This is a genomic window from Flavobacterium sp. (assembly GCF_035195345.1).
Lineage (GTDB): Bacteria > Bacteroidota > Bacteroidia > Flavobacteriales > Flavobacteriaceae > Flavobacterium.
In genome coordinates, this window is record NZ_CP136574.1 from 1,416,443 (window position 1) to 1,440,263 (window position 23,821).

Here is a 23,821-nt window from a genome sequence, read left to right on the forward strand (position 1 = left end):
TTTTAACAAAGTTTTTTTAAGCAAAGAATTGTACTTTTACACTTTTAATGAAATTTCTATACAATGTCACAAAAACGTCTTTTCCTTCTTGATGCTTACGCGCTTATTTTTCGTGGGTATTATGCTTTTATAAAAAATCCTCGTATCAATTCAAAAGGAATGGATACTTCCGCTATTATGGGATTCATGAATTCTTTAATGGATGTCATTAAACGAGAAAAACCAGATCACTTAGCGGTGGCTTTTGATAAAGGTGGAAGCGATTATCGTTTTGAAATGTATCAAGAATACAAAGCACACCGTGACGAAACACCAGAAGCGATTAAAATTGCGGTTCCTTATATTCAGGAATTGTTGCGCGCTATGCACATTCCAATTATTGAAAAAGCAGGTTTTGAAGCAGATGATTTAATTGGAACATTAGCGAAACAAGCCGAAAAAGAAGGTTTTCAAGTGTTCATGGTGACGCCAGATAAAGATTTTGCCCAATTAGTTTCTGAAAATATTTTCATGTACAAACCTGCCCGAATGGGGAATGATATTGAGATTTGGGGAATTCCTGAAGTCTTAGCAAAATTTGAAATTGAACGTCCTGATCAAGTGATTGATTTCTTAGGAATGATGGGCGATTCTGCCGATAATATTCCGGGATTACCGGGTGTGGGAGAAAAAACAGCGAAGAAATTCTTAGCCGAATATGGCACACTAGAAAATTTATTGGCGAACACGCATCAACTAAAAGGTGCAATGAAAGATAAAATCGAAGCAAATAAAGAGTTAGGAATATTATCCAAAAAATTAGCCACTATCCTACTCGATTGTCCCGTGACATTTGATGCTGACGATTACGAATTATCAAAACCCGATGTAGAAAAAACTGATGCTTTGTTTCAGGAATTAGAATTCCGTCAAATGAAAGCGCAGTTTGATAAATTATTTGGTTCTGGGAAAGAATACGACGAAATTGATGCCAACGGAAATACTTCTGAAATTCCGCAACCCATTAAAAAAGCTCCAGCTAAAAAATCAAATGAAGACCAATTTGATTTGTTCGGTTTTAGTGACGAATCGGATGAACCAACAATGAATCATTCCTATTATGCAACGTTAGAAAATACCACGCATTTTTACCAAATTATTCAAGGTGATTTACCTGTGAAGTTGTTATTACAAAATTTATTAAATCAAACTTCTGTTTGTTTTGATACTGAAACTACAGGAATTGACGCTTTAAATGCAGAATTAGTAGGAATGTCGTTCTCTTTCGAACAAGGAAAAGGATTTTATGTTCCGTTTCCCGAAAATCAGGAAGAAGCACAAACATTAATTGAAAAATTCCGACCATTCTTCGAAAATGAAAATATCGAAAAAATCGGTCAGAACATGAAATACGACTTGAAAATTCTTTCGAATTACAACATGCAAGTCAAAGGAAAATTATTCGACACCATGATTGCACATTATCTGATTAATCCTGATATGCGTCATAATATGGATGTGTTGTCGGAAACGTATTTGAAATATGCGCCAAAATCGATTGAAACTTTAATTGGTAAAAAAGGTAAAAATCAATTGACAATGCGCGATGTTCCATTGGAAGACATTAAAGAATATGCGACTGAAGATGCTGATATTACTTTCCAATTGAAGGAACATTTCCAACCGATTTTAGAAAAAGTAGGAACGAAAAAATTGTTTGACAAAATCGAAATTCCGCTAGTTCCTGTTTTAGCGGATATGGAAAAAGAAGGAATTCGATTAGATGTAGAATTTCTAAAAAGTATGTCGGTTGACATGCAAAAAGAAATCGATGCTTTTGAACAACAAATTTATGAAACCGCTGGTGAGAAATTCAATTTGGCTTCTCCAAAACAGTTAGGTGATATTTTATTCGACAAACTAAAAATTGGCGGTGCGAAACAAAAGAAAACCAAAACCGGTCAATATGCGACTGGGGAAGAAGTATTGAGTTATTTGGCAAACGAACATCAAATTGTGCGCGATATTTTAGAATGGCGACAAATGGTTAAATTGCAAAGTACTTATATTGATGCTTTGCCAAATCAAGTCGACAAAAAAACGGGGAGAGTTCACACCGATTACATGCAAACGGTTGCCGCTACGGGTCGTTTGAGTTCGAATAATCCAAACTTACAAAACATTCCAATTCGTACTGAAAGAGGAAGACAAATTAGAAAAGCCTTCATTGCGCGTGATGAAAATTACACGCTACTTTCTGCCGATTATTCTCAAATTGAATTGCGCATTATTGCGGCTTTGTGTGGTGAAGAAAACATGATTAAAGCGTTTCAAAATCACGAAGATATTCACAAAAGTACAGCTGCAAAGGTATTCAATGTGTCTTTAGACGAAGTAACAAAAGAGCAAAGAAGTCACGCCAAAACCGTAAACTTCGGAATTATTTATGGGGTTTCGGCTTTTGGATTGAGCAACCAAACCAACTTATCTCGAAAAGAAAGTGCAGAATTAATTGAAGCGTATTATCAAACGTATCCAAAATTGAAATCGTTTATGACTTCGCAAGTAGATTTTGCCAGAGAAAACGGTTATGTGGAAACCATTTCAGGAAGAAGACGTTATTTAAAAGACATCAACTCAGCCAACGCCATTGTTCGTGGCGGTGCGGAACGAAATGCAGTGAATGCGCCAATTCAAGGTTCGGCTGCGGATATCATTAAAATTGCGATGATTAACATCCACAAAAAACTGACTTATGAAAACTGGAAATCAAAAATGTTGTTACAAGTACATGACGAATTAGTATTTGATGTACACAACTCCGAATTAGAAAAAATTCAACCGATGATCAAACACGAAATGGAAAACGCATTCAAAATGGCAGTTCCGTTAGATGTTGAAATTGGATTGGGTAAGAATTGGTTGGAAGCGCATTAGGAAAGTGTTCAGTAGACAGTAACAGTTGGCAGTTGGATTAGTTTTGTCATTTCGACGGAGGAGAAATCTCATAATATTAGAATTAGACATTATGAAGCATTTATTTTTACTGCTTTTTTGTGTAATTTCTTTTGGACAAAATAGAAATAAAATTGACTTATACGAAAATTACAAAACAGCTTTGAATACTTGTAATTCAACTGCTCCAGCATTTCTTGTAATTACATTTAAAGATTTAAACACCAATATTCAAAGAGAAGTTTGTATTGAATCTTCGGATTTAATTTTTGCAATTAGAAACGAAATGAAACTTGATTTTTCTGAAAAAAAAGTCGCTTTTGATTTTGCACAAAAAAACAAAAAAAGATACTTTGAATTCTCAAATGGAAAAGCGCTTGAAAGATTGAATCAATAAAACTATTCACAAGAAAGTCTAAATGAATTTATTATTGAAAAAGACATAGAAAACCTATCTAAAAAATCTTTCAGGAAAAAAAATGGAGCTTTGATTCTGAAGATGAACTTGAAAAAATAAAATATGCTCATGCGCTTTTTAACTTTGGAATTATTACAGGAATAAATAATTGTTTTGGAGGAGAGACATTATATTGTTTAAATTGGATTGACTATTAAGAATAACCCGATACGTTTCAAAACCTATCGGGTTTATTTTTTGAAAACATTTAGCTATTTCAAATAATATCCTAATACTAATTAAATTAATTACTCTAATAACTATTTTTCAGAAAATTAACAATTACTTACAATATTCAACTTTCAATTTAGTATTTTTGATAAAAATAGCTATAAAGAAACTTGGAATCCTTAAAAACCATATTGTATTTTTCGATTTTTAGATATCCGCTAACTCTTGAAGAAATTCATAGTTACACAAATAATGCGTCTGTAAATGAAACAATTAACGAATTAGAAACTTTAATATCAGATGATATTATAAGTAAAATTGATACATTTTATGTTTACAATAAAGATTTTGATAGTGTTACCAAAAGGCTAAAAGGAAACATACAAGCACAAAATGCTCTTTATATTGCTAAAAAAAGAGCGAAATTCATTGCTAAATTTCCTTTTGTTATGGCAGTTGGAGTTTCAGGCTCGCTTTCAAAGGGTTATTATGATAACGAAAGTGATATAGATTTTTTTGTGATTACAAAACCTAATAAATTATGGATTTGTAGAACCTTATTAATGTCGTACAAAAAAATATTTCTCTTAAATTCTCGCAAATATTTCTGTATTAATTATTTCATTTCATCCCAACAGTTAGAAATTGAAGAAAAAAATAGATTTACTGCAACCGAACTAAAAACGCTAATTCCCATGGAAGGTAAAGAAATTTTTAGCGCTTTTTATGCAAATAATCTTTGGATTAAAAACTATTTTTCAAAATTTGAAACCAATTTAGACACCATTTCAAATACAAAAAAACCTTTTATATCAAAAAGTATTGAATTAATTTTCAATACTAGTTTAGGAAAAATTACAGATAATATTTTTAAAAAAATTACCTTAAAAAAATGGAAATCTAAATTCAATCTTTTGAATAATGAGGATTTTAATATCGCATTAAAATCAACTCAAAATATCTCAAAGCATCATCCTTCCAACTTTCAAAAAAAAGTAATCTTGGCTTTAAATTCTAAAATTGAAGAAGTAAAAACTAATTTCAACATCATTTTATCTAAAGAAAATGTCTAAGGTTTTATTTTCACATTCGTATTATTATAAACTAGATCGCAAACAGTGGGAAAACAAAACGCCATTTCCACCGTTAGGCACTTTATATGCTGCTGCTTTAATTCGTGAAAACGGATTTGAAGTTGATTTATTTGACACAAATTTAAGAGATAACACGAAAGCGATTCTTCCAATTTTAAAAAATAAAAGCCCTAAATATTTAGTTATTTATGATGATGGCTTTAATTATCTAACCAAAATGTGCTTAACCAATATGCGTGAAGCCTGTTTTGAAATGATGAAAACAGGAAAAGATCACAATTGTATCGTTATTGTTTGTAGTTCCGACGCTTCAGATCATTTTGAAAAATATTTAAATAAAGGGGCTGATTTTGTTATTCGAGGTGAAGGTGAAATCACACTCTTAGAATTAATTTCAACTATTGAAAACGGGAATGAAACAGCTAACATTCCTGGAATTATTTATAAAAAAGAAGGTGTAATTATTCAAAACCCAAGCAGAGCTGTCCTACAAAATTTAGATGATTTACCTCAGCCAGCATGGGATTTAGTGGATATGGAAAGTTATAAAAACATTTGGAAACAAAGTAAACAACCTTTCACTTTAAATATTGCTACAACTCGTGGTTGTCCGTATAAATGTAATTGGTGTGCTAAACCTATCTATGGAAACCGATATAATGCGCATTCACCAACCTACATAGTCAATCAGATTAAATTTTTGAAGGAAAAATTTGGAGTGTCTCGTTTTTGGATGTGCGACGATATTTTTGGTTTAAAACCCAATTGGGTGCAAGAATTTAATTCTATTTTAAAAGAGAAAGAACTAAAAATCAACTATTTTATACAAAGTCGTGTTGATTTATTATTAAAAGAAGATACCATTGAAGCTTTGGCAGCATCGGGTTTAGAAGAAGTTTGGGTGGGTGCAGAAAGTGCTTCACAAAAAATTTTAGATGCTATGGATAAAGGCACTAAAGTGGAAGAAATTTATGAAGCGACTCGATTATTAAAATCTAAAAAAATTAAAGTAGCTTTCTTTTTGCAATTTGGATATTTAGATGAAAATCAAGAAGATATCCACAAAACGATTGCTATGGTTAAAGAATTGAAGCCCGACAATATTGGGATTTCTATTTCTTATCCATTACCTGGAACCAAATTTTATGAAAAAGTAAAAGACGACTTATTATTAAAAGCCAATTGGACCGATTCAGACGATTTTGAAATGATGTTTCAGGGAACTTACAGTTCTAATTATTATAGAAAGTTACAACGATTTGTTCACAAAGAATTCAGAATAAGTCAAGGCATTGAAAATCTAAAAAACTTTTCTTTCTCAAAAGAAAAAATTAAATCTATATTAAAATTGGGGTATTACATTCCAAGTAGTTTTGTTGATAAAATGCTATTGAAAAAATTACAACATGAAAGCTGATTTCGACCAAGCAGCCAAAAATTACGACACCCATTTCACTTATTCTGAAATTGGCAAACTACAACGTAAAATGGTATATGCTAATCTCCAAAATAAGTTAAAAAACCTAAATAAACTATTAGAAATTAATTGTGGAACTGGTGAAGATGCGATTTGGTTAGCAAAACAAGGTTTTGAGGTTACTGCTACAGATATTTCTGAAGAAATGATTGCTGTTGCTCAAACAAAATCAAGTGGAGAAAACCCAAATTTTAAAGTTCTAGACATCAATAAAATTTTGGAAGAATCAGAAAAATTTGATATAATATTTTCAAATTTTGGCGGATTAAATTGTTTGACGAAATCTGAATTAGAACTTTTTTTAAATTCGGCTAAAGAAGTACTTTCGGATAATGGGAAAATATGTTTAGTTATCATGCCTAAAAATACCCTTTGGGAACCACTTTACTTTCTATTGAAATTAGATTTTCAAAATGCATTTAGAAGAAAAAAAGAAGTTGTTTACGCTAATGTTGAGGGAGAAAAAGTAGCTACTTATTATTATAATCCAAAAGATATTGTACATTTATGTCAAATAAATTTTGAAATAGTTGATGCGAAACCCATTGGATTTTTTATTCCACCATCCTATTTAGAACCTTTTTTCAAAAACAAAAAGTCAGTTCTATATAGTTTATATGTATTGGAAAACAAAATTAAAAATTGGTCATTTCTATCAAAATTTGCAGATCATTACATCATAACTTTACAAAAAAAATGAGTATTCTTTTTACACATGCTTATTATTTGTCTGATGATCCTAAGGAACAAAAGATAATGAAACCCTATCCGCCATTGGGTTTATTATACGTTTCTGGTTATTTGAAAAGTAAAAATATTAGTAATGATGTTTTTGACACCACTTTTTCTAATCAAACCACACAACTTGAGTTTATCTTAGAAAAAAAACCAAAAGTAATATGTATTTATACCAATTTAATGACCAAAATAGAGGTGATTAAATTGATGAAAATCCTAAAAACTGAAACGTATAATTTTCCAAAAATAGTTTTAGGCGGTCCAGATGTTACCTACAATGTTGAAAATTATTTAAAAGCTGGAGCCGATTTTTTAGTGATTGGTGAAGGGGAGGAAACAACTTTTGAATTGTATCAAGCTATAATTAATAATTCAGATATTCATCAAATCTACGGAATTGCTTTTTTAGAAAACAATCAAGTAATTCAAACCGAAGCTAGAACAAAATTTAAAGAATTAAACGAATTGCCTTTGCCAAATCGTGAGGCAATTTACATGCAAAAGTATTTGGAAACTTGGAAAAATAATCACGGAAAAAGTTCCATGACCATTTCTACACAACGTGGTTGTCCTTATACTTGTAAATGGTGTAGTACTGCGGTTTATGGACAAAGTTACAGAAGAAGACCTACTCATTTGGTAGTTGAAGAAATGAAAATGCTTAAAGAAAAATATAATCCAGATGCTATTTGGTTTGTGGATGATGTTTTTACCATAAGTCATAAATGGTTAACAGAATTTCATTCGGAAATAATAAAGCAAAATGCCATCATTCCATTTGAATGCATTACAAGAGCGGAACGCTTAAACGATGAAATTTTGCGACTTTTAAAAGAAATAGGCTGTTTTAGAATTTGGATTGGAGCCGAAAGTGGGTCGCAAAAAATTATTGATTTGATGGACAGACGAGTAGATATCAATCACGTTAAAAAAATGATTCAAAACACGAATGCTATCGGTATCGAAACTGGAACTTTTGTAATGTTAGGCTATCCTGATGAAACAATTGATGACATTGACAAAACTATTCAATATTTAAAAGAGGCCAAGCCAACACAATATACCATAACTATAGCATATCCAATAAAAGGTACAAGTTTATATAATGAAATTGAAGATAAAATTACAATTCAACCCGAATGGGAATCATCAACCGATAGAGAAATTGATTTTAAACGAACCTACTCCAAAAAATTTTATAAATATGCCGTTAGTAAGTTGGTTAATGAAGTTGAAGCGAGTAGAAGCAATTCTTATCTAAATAAGATAAAACATAAAATTAAGTCAATTACGGCTAGTGGATTAATGAAAATGTATAATTAATGGAATGTATATTAAAGCATTACAGTAATTCAAACACTGCTTTTCTTCACCCAAAAGGTAAAAAAGCAACAAATGAATTATTAAAATATTTAGAATGTAAAGAGAATGAAAATGTTCTAGAATTTGGTTTCGGAACAGGAGCTACATTGGTGTATTTTAGTTCTTTAAACGAAAAAACAAATTTTTTTGGATTAGACAGTAATTCATTTATGCTTAAAAAAGCAAAGGAAAGGCTTAAATTTTGTAAAATAAAAAATGTTGAACTTCAACTAAATAATAAGGCTGCTCCATTTCCATTTAAAACAAATTTTTTTGACAAAATATATATTGAATCAGTTTTAGCTATACAAGATAATGATGATTTGGAAAAACAAATTGAAGAACTATGTCGAATATTAAAACCAAACGGAAAATTAATAATTAATGAAGGGATTTGGAGCGATAATTTTCCACTTGATGAAATAAAAAAAATGAATATTTTTTGCACTTCAAATTTTGGAATTATTCAATCAAATGAGAAATATCCTTACATTAACGATTGGATTCAATTATTCAAAAAAAAAAGCTTCATTATTGAAAAGACTATTAATCTTAACACTTTATCTTTTTCAAAAAACCATATAAGAAACACATCATACAAACAAAAATTATCAAAATTTTTTACATTAATTGGATACATTACATCAAAAATGAATTTTGAATATATTAAACAAAATGTGAAATATAAAAAGGCAATGAAAATTACTTCTAATAAAGGTAATTTTTTAATTGGTTACCTTATAGTTTTAAAAAAATAACAAGTTAAATTTAATTAGTATATTTATAAAACAGAAATGAAAAAAAATATTTTTATATTGATTTTATTACTCTTCATTAGCTGGAAAGATAGCTCCAATTCTTTCTTGGTAGACTCGGCTGAAGGTGTCATTTTTTTAAAATGGAACCAAGCTTACAATAAAGATACTATAGAGAAGAATATAATTGGCTTAAAATGGGCTTTATCATATGTTGGAGCTAATATTTTAAACAAAGAAAACATACAAAATGATAAAGAAAATTTACGCATTGATGTTTCCAAAATGAGATTTAGTAAAAATGCCGAAAAATCACTTATAAAAATTCATCAAAAAATAAAAGAATCCGAAGAATATAAAACGAATCATAGTATTGATCTTGGAAGATATATTTCTTTACTACTAGGATCATCAGAGCATTATTATGCGTTAACTGAAACTCCTATGTCATTAGAAGACATTACAAAAAACTATAATTTAAAATCAGAGAAGGCTTACATAAACAATTCTGATGTTTCAAAAGAGCATCGTATCATTCGTTTTTCAGAACAAAATAGATTTAATCAATTATTTATTTCAAAAGAAATTGATTCAATTACGGGTCAAGTTTATGAATTCGAAACCATTGAATTAATGAAAAATGGGCAAATTCGATTTGGAATTTTCGATGCTAATGGAAAACGAAAAATTGCCGCAGATAGCAACCATTCAAATGCAGGAAAACCTGCCAAATGTATTTGGTGCCACGAATCTTCAATTCAACCTTTGTTTTCAGACCAGAAAGACAAAAAAGGGTATTTATCATTAAAAGACTTACAAAAAACTTTAGAAACCTATAGAAAGATAAATAATGATTTAAAAATAAAAGTTACAGACACATTAAATCACATCAATTATAAAAAAACCCAAGATCATACGTTTACAGAAATTTTATATACTAGTTTTATGGAGCCATCAGCTAAACGATTAGCTTTAGAATGGAACATGTCTGAAATGCAAGTCAAAACTAAATTAAAAAACTACAAGACACACCAGCATCATGAATTTGTTTATTTAGGCGAATTGTATCATAGAAATGAAATAGAACATTTAGCTCCGCTAAAAAGTATACCAGTTTCTGGAAATATTAGAGAAAAAAGCAATCAAGAAGTCAATTATTTACAATAATGCTCCATAATAGAAAAATAATAGTTATTCTTCCTGCTTATAATGCAGAAAAAACACTTCAAAAAACAGTGGAAGAAATCCCTTTTCATATTGTGGATACCGTTATTTTAACAGATGATTACAGTCAAGACAAAACCGTTGAAATTGCAAAAAAAATTGGAATTGACTATGTTATTGAACATCAAAAAAACAAAGGATATGGAGCCAATCAAAAAACGTGCTATAAAAAAGCACTAGAATTGGAGGCAGATATAATCATAATGCTTCACCCTGATTACCAATATACTCCAAAGTTAATTCCAGCCATGTGTGAACTTATTACCAACCAAACTTTTGATGTTGTTTTAGGTTCACGAATTTTATCAAAAGGTGCTTTACAAGGTGGTATGCCTTTGTATAAATATATATCAAATCGCATTTTAACTTTTATTCAAAACATCTTATTACAACAAAAACTATCTGAATACCACACAGGTTATCGTTGTTTCAATGCAGAAGTATTAAGAAAAATAAATTTCGAAAAAAATTCAGATGATTTTGTATTTGATAATGAATTATTAGCCCAATTGATTTTCCAGAAAACCAAAATAGGAGAAATATCTTGTCCAGCTAAGTATTTTGAAGAAGCATCTTCAATCAACTTTAAAAGAAGCATAATATATGGATTGGGTGTTTTAAGAGTTTCGATAGCTTACTTTTTTCATCAATTAGGTGTAGTAAAAAACAATTTATTTGAATAAATTATGAATAAGAATATTATAAAATATCTTTATTTACTACCCTATGTTTTTATTGGAATATACTTCATTTTACTAGCCATCAAATCACCTATTCATGATTATGGAAACTACTACTATGGTGCAAAAATTCTGTGGCATCATGAATTCGATTTAAAAATATATTTTCCAGAATGGTTTAATGAAAAAATTGTTGAAATTTCAAAACAAACCTATTATCTAAATTACACGCCAAATCCCCCCTTTTTAGCTCTCTTTTATCTGCCTTTTTCATTTTTAGACCTAGATATTTCAAAGTTTATTTTCGGTTTACTGTCTTTTATTTTATTTGGAAGAAGCTTGTATCGACTATTTCGATTTTTAAATATCGATAACCACTATTTAGCCCTATTACCTATTTTATTTTTGCTGCCGATTAAAAACAATATCCTATTTGGACAAACCTATTTTTTAATTTTGGTTTTACTAATAGAAGCCTATATTTTACTAGAAAAAAAGGAATCTTTCAAAGCTGGATTTTTAATAAGTCTGGCAATTTGTTTAAAAGTATTTACTGTTTTTTTAATTCCTTATTTCATAATGAAAAAGGATTGGAAATCTATTTTTTCTATTTTTCTATTTACTTCTATTTTCATTGGAATTACTTTATTTTTTGTATCGATTGAAAGTTGGTTGTATTATGCAACAACTGTTTTAAAAAAAGCATCAAATGGTGAAATATCTGGCGAAATTGTAAGCAATTATCAAAGCTTACATATGTTTCTTAAATCTGAATTTACTAATTATAAGAGTTACTTATTAGGTTGTAAAATAGCTCTAATCTTAGGTGCTGTTTTTTATACAATTCGAAATAAGAACTCTTTGTATAACTATACCGTTTGGTTAATATTATCTATTGTTTTTTCTAGTTACGGCAGTACCTATTCGTTACTTTTATTTATTTGGTTGTATGTGAGTGTTTGCAAAAGCACTGTTAATTTCAAATGGAAAGTTTTTTCGCTGATTTTACTTTTTCTTATTTGTAATGTTCCTACTCATTATTTTGAAAATATTATTTTTCCGTTCAACTATATTCGATTATTAATCATAATTCTTTTAGGAAGTAGCTTGGTATTTTATATCAGAAAACAACTTCCTGTTTTTATAATTTTGTTTTGTAGTGGTTTGATTTCTGTTATTCATGTTCTATTTTTTCAAAACGAAAATGTAACTTATGACAAAGTAATTCCTAATGAAAAAGAACTTTTGATTACCGATTATAAATTACTAAACGACCAATTAACCTATTACTACTGGACTCATGAAGGGTTGAAATCTAAAAAAATATTTTGCAAAACAAACGCTACACAACCTTTATATATTAAAGAAAATCAAATCTATTTTAACCAAAAAAAAGTAACAAACGAAGCTAGTTCTAAAAAGAAAGCTGTTTTACTTAACAACGAATATATTTTATTTCTATCCGATTATGATAGAGGAATTGGGTTTTATGATTTAAAAAAAATGAAACTTGAAAAAAACGAATAGCAAAAAAACAAAAGAGGTATTACTGAGTGTATTTAGACAATTGTCTATTGCACTGTTAGGCTTTCTGTTTCCAATTTTGGTTCTTAAAACAACTAATCCATCTATTTGGGGTGATTTTTTTGAGATATTTCTATTCGCATTAATTGTTTCAATTATCTCTAATTGGGGAAGCAAAGAATATTTATTACTTAAGTTTAGTAAAGAACCAAATTTGATGCATAAACACTTTAGTAATCACTTTTTTGTACGAATTCCTTTTTTACTGTTTAGTATTTTTATTGCATTTTTATTATTTGATGTAAAACTTAGTTTGTTTTTAACTTTATGGTTAATTGGCAGATATCTTAGTTGGAGTTTTGAAGTTGTTAACCAATACCAAAAAGATAATTTTACAACCTCAATAATTGAATATTCTACTTTTCTTTTATTAGTAATTCTTCTAAAATTAACTTTAAATATCAATTCCATCGATTTGGTGTTTTATTATGCTTTGTATCAATTTATCAAAGGACTAATCTATTTAGTAGTCTATTTTAAATGGTTCAATTGGAATAATTTCAAAATTGATTGGAATGAACTTAAATATTCATTTGGCTTTTTTTTATTGGCATTTTCTGGCTTTTTAGTTTCAAAAATAGATGTATTTATAGCAAGTTTGTTTTTCCCTTCCACAGAATTGGGTAAATATGGTTTACAAAATAATTTATTTTTATTTGCTATGGCAATTGGCAATATGGCAATTCTACCTTTTGTTAAAGTTTTATACCGAAAAAATGAAACTTATTATGCTAAAATAAAAAAAACGTATGCTCTTTTTGGGTTAATAATATCTATTTTTTCTATTGTATTTATTTACTTTTTAAACACCTATTATTTAAAAATTTATTTTCAACCTTTGTTCTATTATATTGGTTTTTTATACATTTTACCTTCCTATTTGTACGGAATGGATGTGTATGAAAATTATAAAGAGAAAAGAGAGAAGCATGTTTTAGTAATATTTATAATTGGCGCTTTATCATTATTTTTTTCTAATATTTTATTTTTAAAAATAAATCACAGCTTACTAACTTTATTAATTAGTGCAACAATTTCACAATGGATAATTTTAGCCCTATTTAAATTATTTCAAATTTCTAAGCCAAAATAAATCAGTACATTTGATTAAAGACTCTTTTTATGCTTCCAGAAAAAATTTTAAAATATTTTAACCGAAATTACTGTACTAGTAAATACTATTTTTCGCCAAACTGGATTGTACTTGGTGTAAATAATGTATGCAATTTACATTGTAAAATGTGCGATGTAGGTACACAAAATTTAACTACTAATTTTGCAAAAAATTTAGTTGGAACTTCTCCGCTAAATATGCCTTTAGATTTAATAAAAAAAGTCGTAGATCAAACTCATACTTATTATCCAAAAGCTAAAATAGGTTATGCTTTTACAGAGCCATTAGTTTATCCTTATCTACAAGAATCATTGGCTTATTGTAAATCAAAAAAAATTCAAACTTCAATCACAACTAATGGGTTAACCCTTAAAAATCATGCAGAAGAACTAGTTAAAAATGGTTTAGGCGAGCTAAACATTTCCCTTGATGGTCCACAAGAGATTCACAATCACATTAGAGGTAATCAAAAATCTTTTCAAAAAGCAATTGAAGGAATTAAAGAAATTTTTAAATATAATCCAAAACAAGAGGTTTCGGTGTATTGCGTAATTACGGAATGGAATATTGGCGAATTAGTTAATTTTGTTTCCTATCTAAAAGAGTTTCCTTTAAAAAATATAGGATTTATGCATGCAAATTTCACAACAAATAATATTGCAGAAACACATAATTCAATTTTTGGAGATAAATATTTTGCTACTACTTCTAATTTAGATGAAATTAATTTTGATAATTATGATTTTGACTTACTTTGGGATGAAATAAAACAAATAAAACAACTTAATGATAATAGAATAGTGTTTTCTCCAGAAATAGAAAGTTTTGAAAAATTAAAATCGTTTTATTTTTCTCCAGAAACTAAAATTAAAAACGAGTGTAGAGAAGTGTATTCAAGTATTATGATAAAATCTGATGGAAGTGTTATTCCTGCTCATGGAAGATGCTATAATTTAACTATTGGAAACTTACATAACAATAATCTAAATGAAATATGGAATTCGGTTGTAATGACAACTTTCAGAAAAGATTTAAAGAAAAACAATGGAATGCTCACTGCTTGCACAAGATGTTGTAGTGCCATTTAATTGTTTAACAAAATAACTTTTGCAATATTTTTATTTAATTCTGGAGAATAATGTGCTAAATCAACATAAGAATTTTTTGAATGTTCATGCAAATCTGCAATATCAATCATGTTCAACTCATTATTTTTAATTTTCTTACGAATTATCTCATAAGCTCTTGATACAAGAGTATAATTAATCAATTCACTTTTAAAATCTGCATAATTTGTAACAAAACTGTTTTTTGTATATAAAATCCCATTAGGTTGAAAATAAACTTGGTATTCAAAACCATAACTTTTACTTAGATTTTCAATCAAAATTAAATTGTTTTTATAGTAATCTGTAACCTTTTTATCTAAGTCTTCTATCTTAGGAAGGTATTTCACAACTGCATCATAGTGGAATAATGGATTTTGATGATACAAAACTTTATCACTATAAATATCTTCAAAATTGTTTTGATATTTTTTATTTTTTAAAATCATCAACTTAACTATTGGTAACGAATTTACTATCGAATAGTTATTAAATGCTCTTTCAGCATTATATGTTGAAGGATATGCTAAATGAGCTTTTGCAGGTGTTTCACTTGAAGAATAATTGGTATATGTTAACTGAGTAATGTCATTTAAGCCGTCCATAAAAATAACTTTTTTAGGACGATATCCTTTTTTTAAAAGCAGTATTAATCTGTCGATTTCTAAACTTTGATGATAGGATGATATTCCAAAATTGAAATAGTGATTATCTTTATCTAATTGATTTAAATAAGAAGTATATGTTTGGTTTGAACTTACATTAACTCCAAAAGTTGTGCTTCCTCCAAAAACCCAAACACCACCATTAACATTTTTATAAAAATTAGTTGCATTACAAAAAGCATCATACCTACAATTTTCAATTCCTACTTCATAATTTTCATTTTTAATAGGTTGCATCATGAAAGATAGTGTAGGATGCGAAACATTTTGAGGACAATCAGATTGTATTTTTGATATTTCATTAACTGATTTTCCTAAATAAATTTCTTGCATTAATCTTGGGTTAGATTCTAATTTTTTTTCAGGCTGTAAAATCGTTTCGAAACTTCTTCTTTTAGTATTATTAATTATAACAAAAGCAATAACGTTTATTAAACAGAATAATAAAAACGTAATTGTAAAATAGGTTGCGAATTTTTTAAAATAAAATTTCAACTTATACATAAGCTATTAAAATAAACTATAAATAAAAGGCGACAATACTGAACTCTCTGTAAGAATTAACAACATCCCAAGTAATACTAAAACAATAATAATTGGAATAATCCAATATCTTTTATTTTTAATTAAAAACTGAATTAACTCTATAAAAATCGAAATCTTATTCATTTTAGTATAATTTTTTATAGTCGATGCTTGATGTTTTAGACAACCATACAACTTTTGGCTCTTCTTTTTTTGTAAAAATATTAGAAATAAAAACTATCGGCAACAAAATAACATAATAAGAAACAAATAGAATAATAAAAGAAGTTATAAGTCCTAATATTTTACCTGTCAGAAACCAAACAAACAAAATTGGTTGCAATAATCTTGTTACTAAAGATGTAATAATAATTAAAACAATTGGAAAACCATAAAACCATTTTTCAATTAATTGATAATCAAAATCATTCTGTTTTATTTTTAAATAAAAAACAACTAACCAAATTCCAATTAACAGCCAACCAAACTGCTTTTGCTTATTTTGTTGTTTACTCAGCAATTGAATTTCTTTCACAAATTCATTAATCTTTTTCATAATTTCTTTTCGTTTTAAATAAAGTTGGCAATGCCTTATTGTACTCTTTTTCAATTATAAAATTACCTAAAATCAAAGTGTCTATTTCAGTTGAAAAAAAACAATAAAGCGCATCGACCGGACTTTCAACTATTGGTTCACCACGAACATTAAATGAAGTATTAATTAAAATGGGGGTTTGTGTTATTTTTTCAAATTCGGCTATTAGTTCATAAAAAAGTGCATTATCTTCTTTTGAAATGGTTTGTACCCTTGCAGAATTATCTTCATGAATACATGATGGGATAATTTGTTTTTTACTACTATTAAAAGTAAATAACATACATTTAGAATTTATGACTGTATCAAACCAATCCCCAACTTTTTCTTTTAAAATTACGGGTGCAAAAGGCCTAAAACCTTCTCTTAATTTTATTTTAGAATTTAGGTATTCCTTCATGTCTTCATAAAGTGGGCTCGCTAAAATACTCCTATTACCTAAAGCTCTGGGACCAAATTCCATTTTCCCTTGAAACCACCCAATAATTTTTTTATTTGACAGATTAAAAGCTGCTCGTTTTACCAAATCTTGACGCGTTACTTTTTGATAAACAATCTGATTTTTCTCTAATATTTCTACAATTTGTTTATCCGAATAACTACTACCTAAATATACTTGATTTTGTAAGTTATCAGAAATTAAAACTCGTTCTTTTTTAAAATAATGATACCATCCAACATAAGCTGCACCAATTGAAGTTCCACCATCACCAGGTGAAGGTTGAATCCATATATTTTTAAATATTTTTTTTTGGAGTAAAAAACCATTTGATTTACAATTCAATGCTACACCTCCAGATAAACATAAATTATCCGAGTCAACAATTTTTTTTGCATAGGTAGCAAGAGTAACCAAATAATCATCTGAAATAGATTGAATGGAATTTGCAATGTCAAAATAGAATTGCGTAAAAGGTTCCTGCTCTTGTCTAACAGGCATTCCAAATAGTTTACAGAAATGCACATTTATAGTACTTTTACCATTTTCAAAGGAGAAATACTTCATATTTAGTGTAAGTACAGCATCATCTGAAATAGTTACTAATTGGCTTAAAATTAAATCTTTAAAAATTGGTTTCCCATAGGGTGATAGTCCCATTAACTTATATTCTCCCGAATTTACTTTAAATCCACAATACTGCGTAAAAGCACTATAAAGTAGCCCAAATGAATTAGGATAATGTTGCTCTTTAATCATTTCAACCCGATTATCTTGACCTCTTGCAATGGTTATGGTTGCTTTTTCTCCAACTCCATCAATTGTAACAATAGCAGCTTCATTAAATGAAGAAGTATAAAAAGCACCCGAAGCATGTGATTCATGATGCTCACAAAAGATAATTTCTCCGTTATAATTCAGCTCATTTTTTATCGTTTGAGGAATCCATAATTTAGATTTTACCCAAGTATTTATTGAATCCTTAAAAAAATTGAAACCAAAAGGAATGTTTCTTTTTATAGTAGTAAGAATTCTGTCAAATTTCAAAAATGGTTTTTCGTAATATACTATTAAATCGACTTGTGAAATTAATATTTGCTCCTGATTTAGACAAAATTCAATCGATTTTTTGGGAAATGAATTATCATGCTTCTTTCTTGTTAAACGTTCTTCTTCAATGGCACACACAACATGGCCATTTTTCAACAAGCATGCCGAAGAATCATGATAAAACGCAGAAATTCCTAATATATACATTAAACATGCGAGTTAATTGTATCAAAGTAACGAAAAATATAATTTGTATCATAAAAACTTATTATTTTTACCGATTATGAAACAAAACAAAATCATCATTTTTAATCCTAAGAGTGCAAACAGCAAACACAGAATTCCTAATTCTATTTTGCAAGTTGGAGCGTCTATTCATGGAAAATTTGAGTATGTTTTTGTCGATGGAAATTTAGAAGAAAATCCTTGGTTAACCATAGAAAATTATTTAAAAACAGGTGAATTTAAATATTTTGGTTCTACTGTAATGCCTGGACCACAATTGCGCCAAGCGATTCCTTTTACCAAAAAAATTAAAGAAGAATTTCCGGAAATTATTACAATTTGGGGTGGTTATTTTGCTTCTAATCAATATAAAGTTTGTCTAGAATCAGGTTATGTTGGTTATGTTGTTAATGGCCCTGGTGACACTACATTTCCAGAATTAATTACAACTTTAGAAAACAACGAATTAGATAAATTACCAACTATAAAAAATCTAATTTATAAAAATGAAGATGATAAAATTGTCAAAACAGCGGTTGAGGCACTTTTAGATCAAGACACACTTCCAAAATTTCCCTACGAATATTTAAATTCTTTTTATCCTGTTAGAAATTATCTAGCAAAAACTTTTATGGGCAATACAACCTTATCGTATCATTCAAGTATGGGTTGCCCGTTTTCCTGTTCATTCTGTGCAGTCGTTCCCATTTATAATGCAAAATGGAAAGGTATGTCCGCTTCTCGAATTTACGAAGATGTAAAATATTTTAAAGAAAAATATAAGATTGATGCCATTGAATTTCACGACAATAATTTTTTTACATCTAAAAAAAGAGTTTTAGAATTTTCTGAATTAATAATGAACGACAACCTGAGTTATTGGGGAGAAGGCAGAATTGACACCATCAATATGTATTCTGATGACGACTTAAAATTGATGAGAAAAGCGGGTTGTAAAATGATATTTTTAGGTGCGGAAACGGGTAATGATGCCGTTTTAAAACAAATGAATAAAGGTGGTAAGCAAACCGGTCAAATGATTAAAGATTTTGTATTGCGAATGAAAAACGCAGATATTATTCCGGAACTTTCTTTTGTATTAGGTATGCCTGCGCCAACTGAAAAAGAAGTTTACAAACAAATTTTATGGGATATAAATTTCATCAAAGAAATCAAACAAATTAATCCAAATGCTGAAATAATTATATATTTGTTTAGCCCAGTTCCTACAGAAGGTTCTGAACTATACCAACAAATTTTAGATGCAGGTTTCCATTTTCCAGAAAAATTGGAAGATTGGATTTCGCCAAGTTGGGAAAATTTTGATTTAAGAAAAAATCCATTAACTCCTTGGTTAAAACCCTACATGATTGATACTATTAAAAACTTCGAAACAGTTTTGAATGGCTATTACCCAACAGTTTCTGACTTTAGAATTAAAGGGTATAAAAAACCGTTTTTAAAAACCATTTCTTTTTTACGCTATAAATTTGGATTCTATAAATTTCCATATGAAATAAAGGCTTTGCATAAACTTTGGAAATATCGTCAGCCAGAAATTGAAGGTTTTTATTCAGAATAGATTAAACGAATGAAAAAAAAGTTTAAAAAAATAGCTTATATCTTTTATCTTATTACAGTTGTAATAATTTTATTTGAAATTTCTTATCGGTATCAAATTATAGACTTTTACAAACCTGAACTTAAAGAATATAACTCTAAAAATTATAACAAGAATAATAACTCAATTTTAGTATTTGGAGATTCGTTTTCAGCAAATAATCAATCTTATGTAAAAACACTTCAAGATTCATTGCCAAATATAAGTTTTATTAATAATGCTGTTTCAGGTACCGGAATCATTGAAGCCAATTTAATTGCAAAAAAAAGAGTAATAAAAGCTCCTAAAGCGTTAATTTATCAAATATATGTTGGCAATGATTTAATGGATATTCGTAAGAAATCTAACGCTAGTAATTATCCATTTTGGAAAAAAGTGTATTATAGTATTTCTAACAATCTAATATCTTTTCGTTTTTTAAATTATCGTTTGAGCCAATTTAAAACTATTCGTGATTTTAGATCAAAATTGGATATTCCAAATCCAAATTATATTAAAAATGATACTATTTTTAGTATTGATAAATATTCAGATTACGAAAAGCAAACTTTAAATGGAGATCAAAAATTATTAAAAAACTCCATTTTAGTAGAAGGAGATCGAATAAAAGATTTCAATAAAATGTTAAAGAAAATTGAAACATTATTAGAAATATGTAAAGTGGGAGATTCTATTCCTGTTTATTTGGTAGTTGTTCCACACTGCTCTCAAATTAACAGCCATTATAAAAATAAATATAAAAAAATGGGGCTTTCAATTTCTCAAGATTCAAAATACACAATTTATAATTATCCATTCATTAAAGGGTTAAAGAAAAAATTTTCAAATAAAAATATTAAAATCATCAATTTATTGCCTGCTCTTAGAAGCAATGACAGAGAAAACAATAGACAATATTTAGTAAACGACTTTCATTTTAGCGGAAGAGGAATACAAACAACAGCTTCTGAAATATTGAAATACATAAAAAAATGAAACAAATAATAAAAAAAATTACTCATCCTTTTCTAAAACTCGGATTGAAATTATTTTATTACAAACCCAGAAGCTTTAGTTATGACAATATTAGAATCTCCGTACATCCGGATGTATTTCCACCACACCTAACTTTTAGCACAAAATTTTTATTAGATTTTATTCAAGATATCAATTTAAAAAACAAAACAATTCTAGAATTAGGTTGTGGAAGCGGAATAATATCTTTATTGGCTGCAAAAAAAGGCGCAATAGTTACTGCAACCGATATAAATAAAATAGCATTAGAAAATTTAGAAAAAAACAGCCTAAAAAATCAATCAAAAATTGAGATTTTATATTCCGATTTATTTGAAAATTTACAAAACAAATCGTTTAATTATATTATTATTAATCCACCTTACTATCCAAAAAAACCAAAAAACATTAAAGAAAACGCTTGGTTTTGCGGAGAAAAATTTGAGTATTTTGAAAATTTATTTGAGCAACTTCCAAAACACCTTAAAAATAATACAAAATGCTACGTTATATTGTCAGAAGATTGCGATATTAAAACAATACAATCCATAGCGGCAAAAAACAATATTTTCTTTTCATTAGAATTGGTAAAATCAAATTCTTTTGAGAAAAATTATATCTATAACCTAACCTAAAAATAAAATATTTTTTGTCATTTCAAATAATATTTAGATATTTGTCTAAATATATAAATTAGTATGAACGCAATTTTCAAAGCCTTAAACGACGAAACCAGAAGAGATATTCTGGAATTGCTGCGTAAACAGGAAATGACAGCTGGCGATATTGCGGACCAATTTCATATTTCAAAACCTAGTATTTCGCATCATTTGGATATTTTAAAACGTGCCGATTTAGTCACAAGCGAAAAAAAAGGACAATTTGTAGTCTATTCGTTAAATACTACCATTGTTGATGATATTTTAAAATGGATTATTACCCTAAAAAAGTAAAGTATGGAGAAGTTTAAAAAAGAAATTCCGTTTTTAGCAATTGCATTAATTCCTTTTGTTTATCTAATTTACATTTGGAATCGCTTACCAGAAAAAGTACCTATGCATTGGAATGGCGCTGGAGAAATTGACCGTTATGGAGATAAAAAGGAACTAGTTGCCGTGTTACTAATGTTGGTTGGAATAAATTATTTTGTCTTTCTATTAATTCCATATGTTGATCCAAAACAAAAATTGCAAAACATGGGCAACAAATTAAATATTATGAGAATGATTCTAACCCTATTCATGTCGGCTTTAGCGCTTTTTATCTTGTACAGCGTGGAACAAAAGAACAGTAATCCAGGATTCGTATTTGTTATTATTGGTTTGCTTTTTGCGTTTTTAGGTAATTATTTCAAAACCATAAAACCAAATTATTTCATTGGTATCAAAACCCCTTGGACGTTGGAAAACGAGGAAGTTTGGAAAAAAACACATGAACTAGGTGGAAAATTATGGTTTGTGGGCGGACTATTGATGGCGTTGACATTTGTATTGCCAAATAATATTCAATTTTATACTTTTATGGGAATTACTGCCGTTATTACAATTATTCCAATAGTATATTCTTATAGAATATTCAACAAAATTAAGAATCAGTAACAAAATAATATCTTTACTACTAATTAGTAAAACAATAAAATAAATCATGAAAAAATTACTTCTTTTTGTATTAACTTTTTCGAGTTTCACTTTTGCACAAGATAAATTTACAAGAATAGATAGCTTGCTAAACTATTTGTATGAAAACAACAAATTCATGGGTTCGTTAACCATTCGCGAAGGTGAAAATGTGGTTTTTAATAAAGCCTATGGTTTTGCTGATGTAGAAAAAAACATCAAGGCAGATCGATTTACACGCTATAAAATTGGTTCAATTTCTAAAACTTTCACTGCCGTAATGGTCATGCAATTAATTGAAGAGAAAAAACTAACCTTGCAAACCAAGCTGAATCGTTTTTATCCGAAAATGCCAAATGCAGAAAAAATCTCAATATATGATTTATTGCACCACAGAACCGGAATTGTGGATTTTGTAAATCAGGATTCGACTTTTCATAAAGTAATTGACAAAAAACATTCAAAAGAAGATATTTTAAAAGTAATTACAACTTATAAATCGAATTTTGAACCTGGAAGCAAATACGAATACAGCAATTCAAACTTTTTTATTTTAGGCTGCATCATCGAAAAGCTAACTAAAAAATCATACGAGGAAAATTTACAAAATCGAATCGTTAAAAAAGCCGAGCTAGGAACTTACGAAAATAAAACTGAAATGACTGCTAAAGGTGCGGTTACTAATAAAACTTTCGTTCCAACCACATATTACAAAGAAGAAGCTACAAATACAGCAAATAAAGAAAGTTATTCTTATTACTTTGATGGAACAAATTGGATAAAATCATATGAAAATCATAACTCAATTGCGTTTTCATCAGGCGGAATTACTTCAACTCCAGCTGATTTAACTAAGTTCATTTATGCACTTTTCGATGGAAAATTAGTTAGTCCAACTTCTTTAGACCAAATGAAAGAAATAAAAGAAGGTTATGGAAAAGCATTAATTCAGTTTCCTTTTGGCGAAAGACGATTTTATGGTCATGGCGGAAGAATTGAGAATTTCAGTTCGATGTTAGGTTATTATCCAACTGAAAAATTGAGTTTTTCTATAATATCCAATGGCGATAATTTTGTGCAAAACGATATCATCATAGGAATCCTAAGTATTTATCACAAAATGCCATTCCCGTTCCCACAATTCATGAAAATGGATAAAGGTGAATTAGCAAAATTTACTGGAACTTATGCTTCAAAAGAAATTTCTTTAAAAATTACCGTTTCAGAAAAGAATGGCGAATTATTCGCTCAAGCTACAGGACAAGGTGCCTTTCCATTAACATTTAGAGAAGAAAAGACTTTTGTTTTTGCAGCAGCTGGAATTGAAATGATATTTGGAGACAACTCCTTTATATTAAATCAGGGCGGAACGAAATTCAACTTCACAAAAGAATAG

Annotated in this window: 22 protein-coding genes; 18 read left to right on the forward strand and 4 right to left on the reverse strand. The window is 28.6% G+C overall.

Going from position 1 to position 23,821, the window contains the following annotated elements:
• Positions 1-63 precede the first annotated feature (63 nt).
• The 12 genes from polA (at position 64) to RSE15_RS06870 (ending at position 14,678) form a co-directional block, all read left to right on the forward strand.
• Positions 64-2,916 carry a DNA polymerase I gene (gene polA / locus RSE15_RS06815; protein WP_324066896.1) on the forward strand — a complete coding sequence of 951 codons (2,853 nt, stop codon included), beginning with the start codon at positions 64-66 and terminating at the stop codon, positions 2,914-2,916.
• A 91-nt stretch (positions 2,917-3,007) separates the two neighbouring features.
• The gene (locus tag RSE15_RS06820) at positions 3,008-3,331 is read left to right on the forward strand and encodes a hypothetical protein (protein ID WP_324066898.1); all 324 of its coding nucleotides are present in this window, start codon (positions 3,008-3,010) and stop codon (positions 3,329-3,331) included.
• Positions 3,332-3,732: 401 nt separating this feature from the next.
• Positions 3,733-4,635 carry a nucleotidyltransferase domain-containing protein gene (locus RSE15_RS06825; protein WP_324066900.1) on the forward strand — a complete coding sequence of 301 codons (903 nt, stop codon included), beginning with the start codon at positions 3,733-3,735 and terminating at the stop codon, positions 4,633-4,635.
• Positions 4,628-6,073 carry a B12-binding domain-containing radical SAM protein gene (locus tag RSE15_RS06830; RefSeq protein WP_324066902.1) on the forward strand — a complete coding sequence of 482 codons (1,446 nt, stop codon included), beginning with the start codon at positions 4,628-4,630 and terminating at the stop codon, positions 6,071-6,073. Before RSE15_RS06825 ends, RSE15_RS06830 begins: the two co-directional genes overlap by 8 nt.
• The gene (locus RSE15_RS06835) at positions 6,063-6,833 is read left to right on the forward strand and encodes a class I SAM-dependent methyltransferase (protein WP_324066905.1); all 771 of its coding nucleotides are present in this window, start codon (positions 6,063-6,065) and stop codon (positions 6,831-6,833) included. Before RSE15_RS06830 ends, RSE15_RS06835 begins: the two co-directional genes overlap by 11 nt.
• Positions 6,830-8,194 carry a B12-binding domain-containing radical SAM protein gene (locus RSE15_RS06840; RefSeq protein WP_324066907.1) on the forward strand — a complete coding sequence of 455 codons (1,365 nt, stop codon included), beginning with the start codon at positions 6,830-6,832 and terminating at the stop codon, positions 8,192-8,194. Before RSE15_RS06835 ends, RSE15_RS06840 begins: the two co-directional genes overlap by 4 nt.
• Positions 8,194-8,991, forward strand: coding sequence for a class I SAM-dependent methyltransferase (locus RSE15_RS06845; protein ID WP_324066909.1), 798 nt, complete (start codon positions 8,194-8,196; stop codon positions 8,989-8,991). The genes RSE15_RS06840 and RSE15_RS06845 overlap by 1 nt, the downstream gene beginning before the upstream one ends.
• A 36-nt stretch (positions 8,992-9,027) precedes the next feature.
• Positions 9,028-10,155, forward strand: a complete 1,128-nt coding sequence (locus RSE15_RS06850; RefSeq protein WP_324066911.1) for a hypothetical protein — start codon at positions 9,028-9,030, stop codon at positions 10,153-10,155.
• Complete coding sequence (locus RSE15_RS06855) at positions 10,155-10,895, forward strand: glycosyltransferase family 2 protein (protein WP_324066913.1); 741 nt, start codon at positions 10,155-10,157, stop codon at positions 10,893-10,895. The genes RSE15_RS06850 and RSE15_RS06855 overlap by 1 nt, the downstream gene beginning before the upstream one ends.
• Before the next feature lie 3 nt (positions 10,896-10,898).
• Complete coding sequence (locus RSE15_RS06860; RefSeq protein WP_324066915.1) at positions 10,899-12,419, forward strand: glycosyltransferase family 87 protein; 1,521 nt, start codon at positions 10,899-10,901, stop codon at positions 12,417-12,419.
• A complete protein-coding gene (locus RSE15_RS06865) occupies positions 12,403-13,569 on the forward strand; it encodes a polysaccharide biosynthesis protein (protein ID WP_324066917.1) in 1,167 nt (388 codons plus the stop codon). The genes RSE15_RS06860 and RSE15_RS06865 overlap by 17 nt, the downstream gene beginning before the upstream one ends.
• A 29-nt stretch (positions 13,570-13,598) precedes the next feature.
• Positions 13,599-14,678: a radical SAM protein gene (locus tag RSE15_RS06870; protein WP_324066919.1), complete on the forward strand. Its 1,080-nt coding sequence runs from the start codon at positions 13,599-13,601 to the stop codon at positions 14,676-14,678.
• On the opposite strand, the gene RSE15_RS06875 is transcribed toward RSE15_RS06870, so the two are convergent.
• Genes RSE15_RS06875 through RSE15_RS06890 form a run of 4 tightly spaced genes read right to left on the reverse strand, consistent with a single transcriptional unit; the run spans position 14,675 to position 18,177 of the window.
• Complete coding sequence (locus RSE15_RS06875; protein WP_324066921.1) at positions 14,675-15,865, reverse strand: SGNH/GDSL hydrolase family protein; 1,191 nt, start codon at positions 15,863-15,865, stop codon at positions 14,675-14,677. The two genes, RSE15_RS06870 and RSE15_RS06875, sit on opposite strands and share 4 nt — an antisense overlap.
• A 6-nt stretch (positions 15,866-15,871) precedes the next feature.
• Positions 15,872-16,030: a DUF5989 family protein gene (locus tag RSE15_RS06880; RefSeq protein WP_324066923.1), complete on the reverse strand. Its 159-nt coding sequence runs from the start codon at positions 16,028-16,030 to the stop codon at positions 15,872-15,874.
• Position 16,031: 1 nt separating this feature from the next.
• A complete protein-coding gene (locus tag RSE15_RS06885) occupies positions 16,032-16,442 on the reverse strand; it encodes a hypothetical protein (RefSeq protein ID WP_324066925.1) in 411 nt (136 codons plus the stop codon).
• Entirely contained in the window at positions 16,429-18,177 is a 1,749-nt protein-coding gene (locus RSE15_RS06890; RefSeq protein ID WP_324066927.1) for a carbamoyltransferase family protein, read from the reverse strand. Before RSE15_RS06890 ends, RSE15_RS06885 begins: the two co-directional genes overlap by 14 nt.
• Positions 18,178-18,253: 76 nt before the next feature.
• Here RSE15_RS06890 and RSE15_RS06895 point away from each other — a divergent pair, with 76 nt between their 5' ends.
• From RSE15_RS06895 to RSE15_RS06920, 6 genes are all read left to right on the forward strand, one after another.
• On the forward strand, positions 18,254-19,777 hold the full coding sequence (locus RSE15_RS06895; protein WP_324066929.1) for a B12-binding domain-containing radical SAM protein: 1,524 nt from the start codon (positions 18,254-18,256) through the stop codon (positions 19,775-19,777).
• Between the two features lie 9 nt (positions 19,778-19,786).
• Complete coding sequence (locus RSE15_RS06900) at positions 19,787-20,791, forward strand: hypothetical protein (RefSeq protein ID WP_324066931.1); 1,005 nt, start codon at positions 19,787-19,789, stop codon at positions 20,789-20,791.
• The gene (locus tag RSE15_RS06905; RefSeq protein ID WP_324066933.1) at positions 20,788-21,444 is read left to right on the forward strand and encodes a methyltransferase; all 657 of its coding nucleotides are present in this window, start codon (positions 20,788-20,790) and stop codon (positions 21,442-21,444) included. The genes RSE15_RS06900 and RSE15_RS06905 overlap by 4 nt, the downstream gene beginning before the upstream one ends.
• A gap of 63 nt (positions 21,445-21,507) precedes the next feature.
• Positions 21,508-21,762 (forward strand): autorepressor SdpR family transcription factor, encoded by a 255-nt coding sequence (locus RSE15_RS06910; protein ID WP_111566189.1) that lies wholly within the window; start codon positions 21,508-21,510, stop codon positions 21,760-21,762.
• A gap of 3 nt (positions 21,763-21,765) precedes the next feature.
• Positions 21,766-22,407: an SdpI family protein gene (locus RSE15_RS06915; protein ID WP_324066936.1), complete on the forward strand. Its 642-nt coding sequence runs from the start codon at positions 21,766-21,768 to the stop codon at positions 22,405-22,407.
• A gap of 46 nt (positions 22,408-22,453) precedes the next feature.
• Positions 22,454-23,821: a serine hydrolase domain-containing protein gene (locus tag RSE15_RS06920; protein ID WP_324066938.1), complete on the forward strand. Its 1,368-nt coding sequence runs from the start codon at positions 22,454-22,456 to the stop codon at positions 23,819-23,821.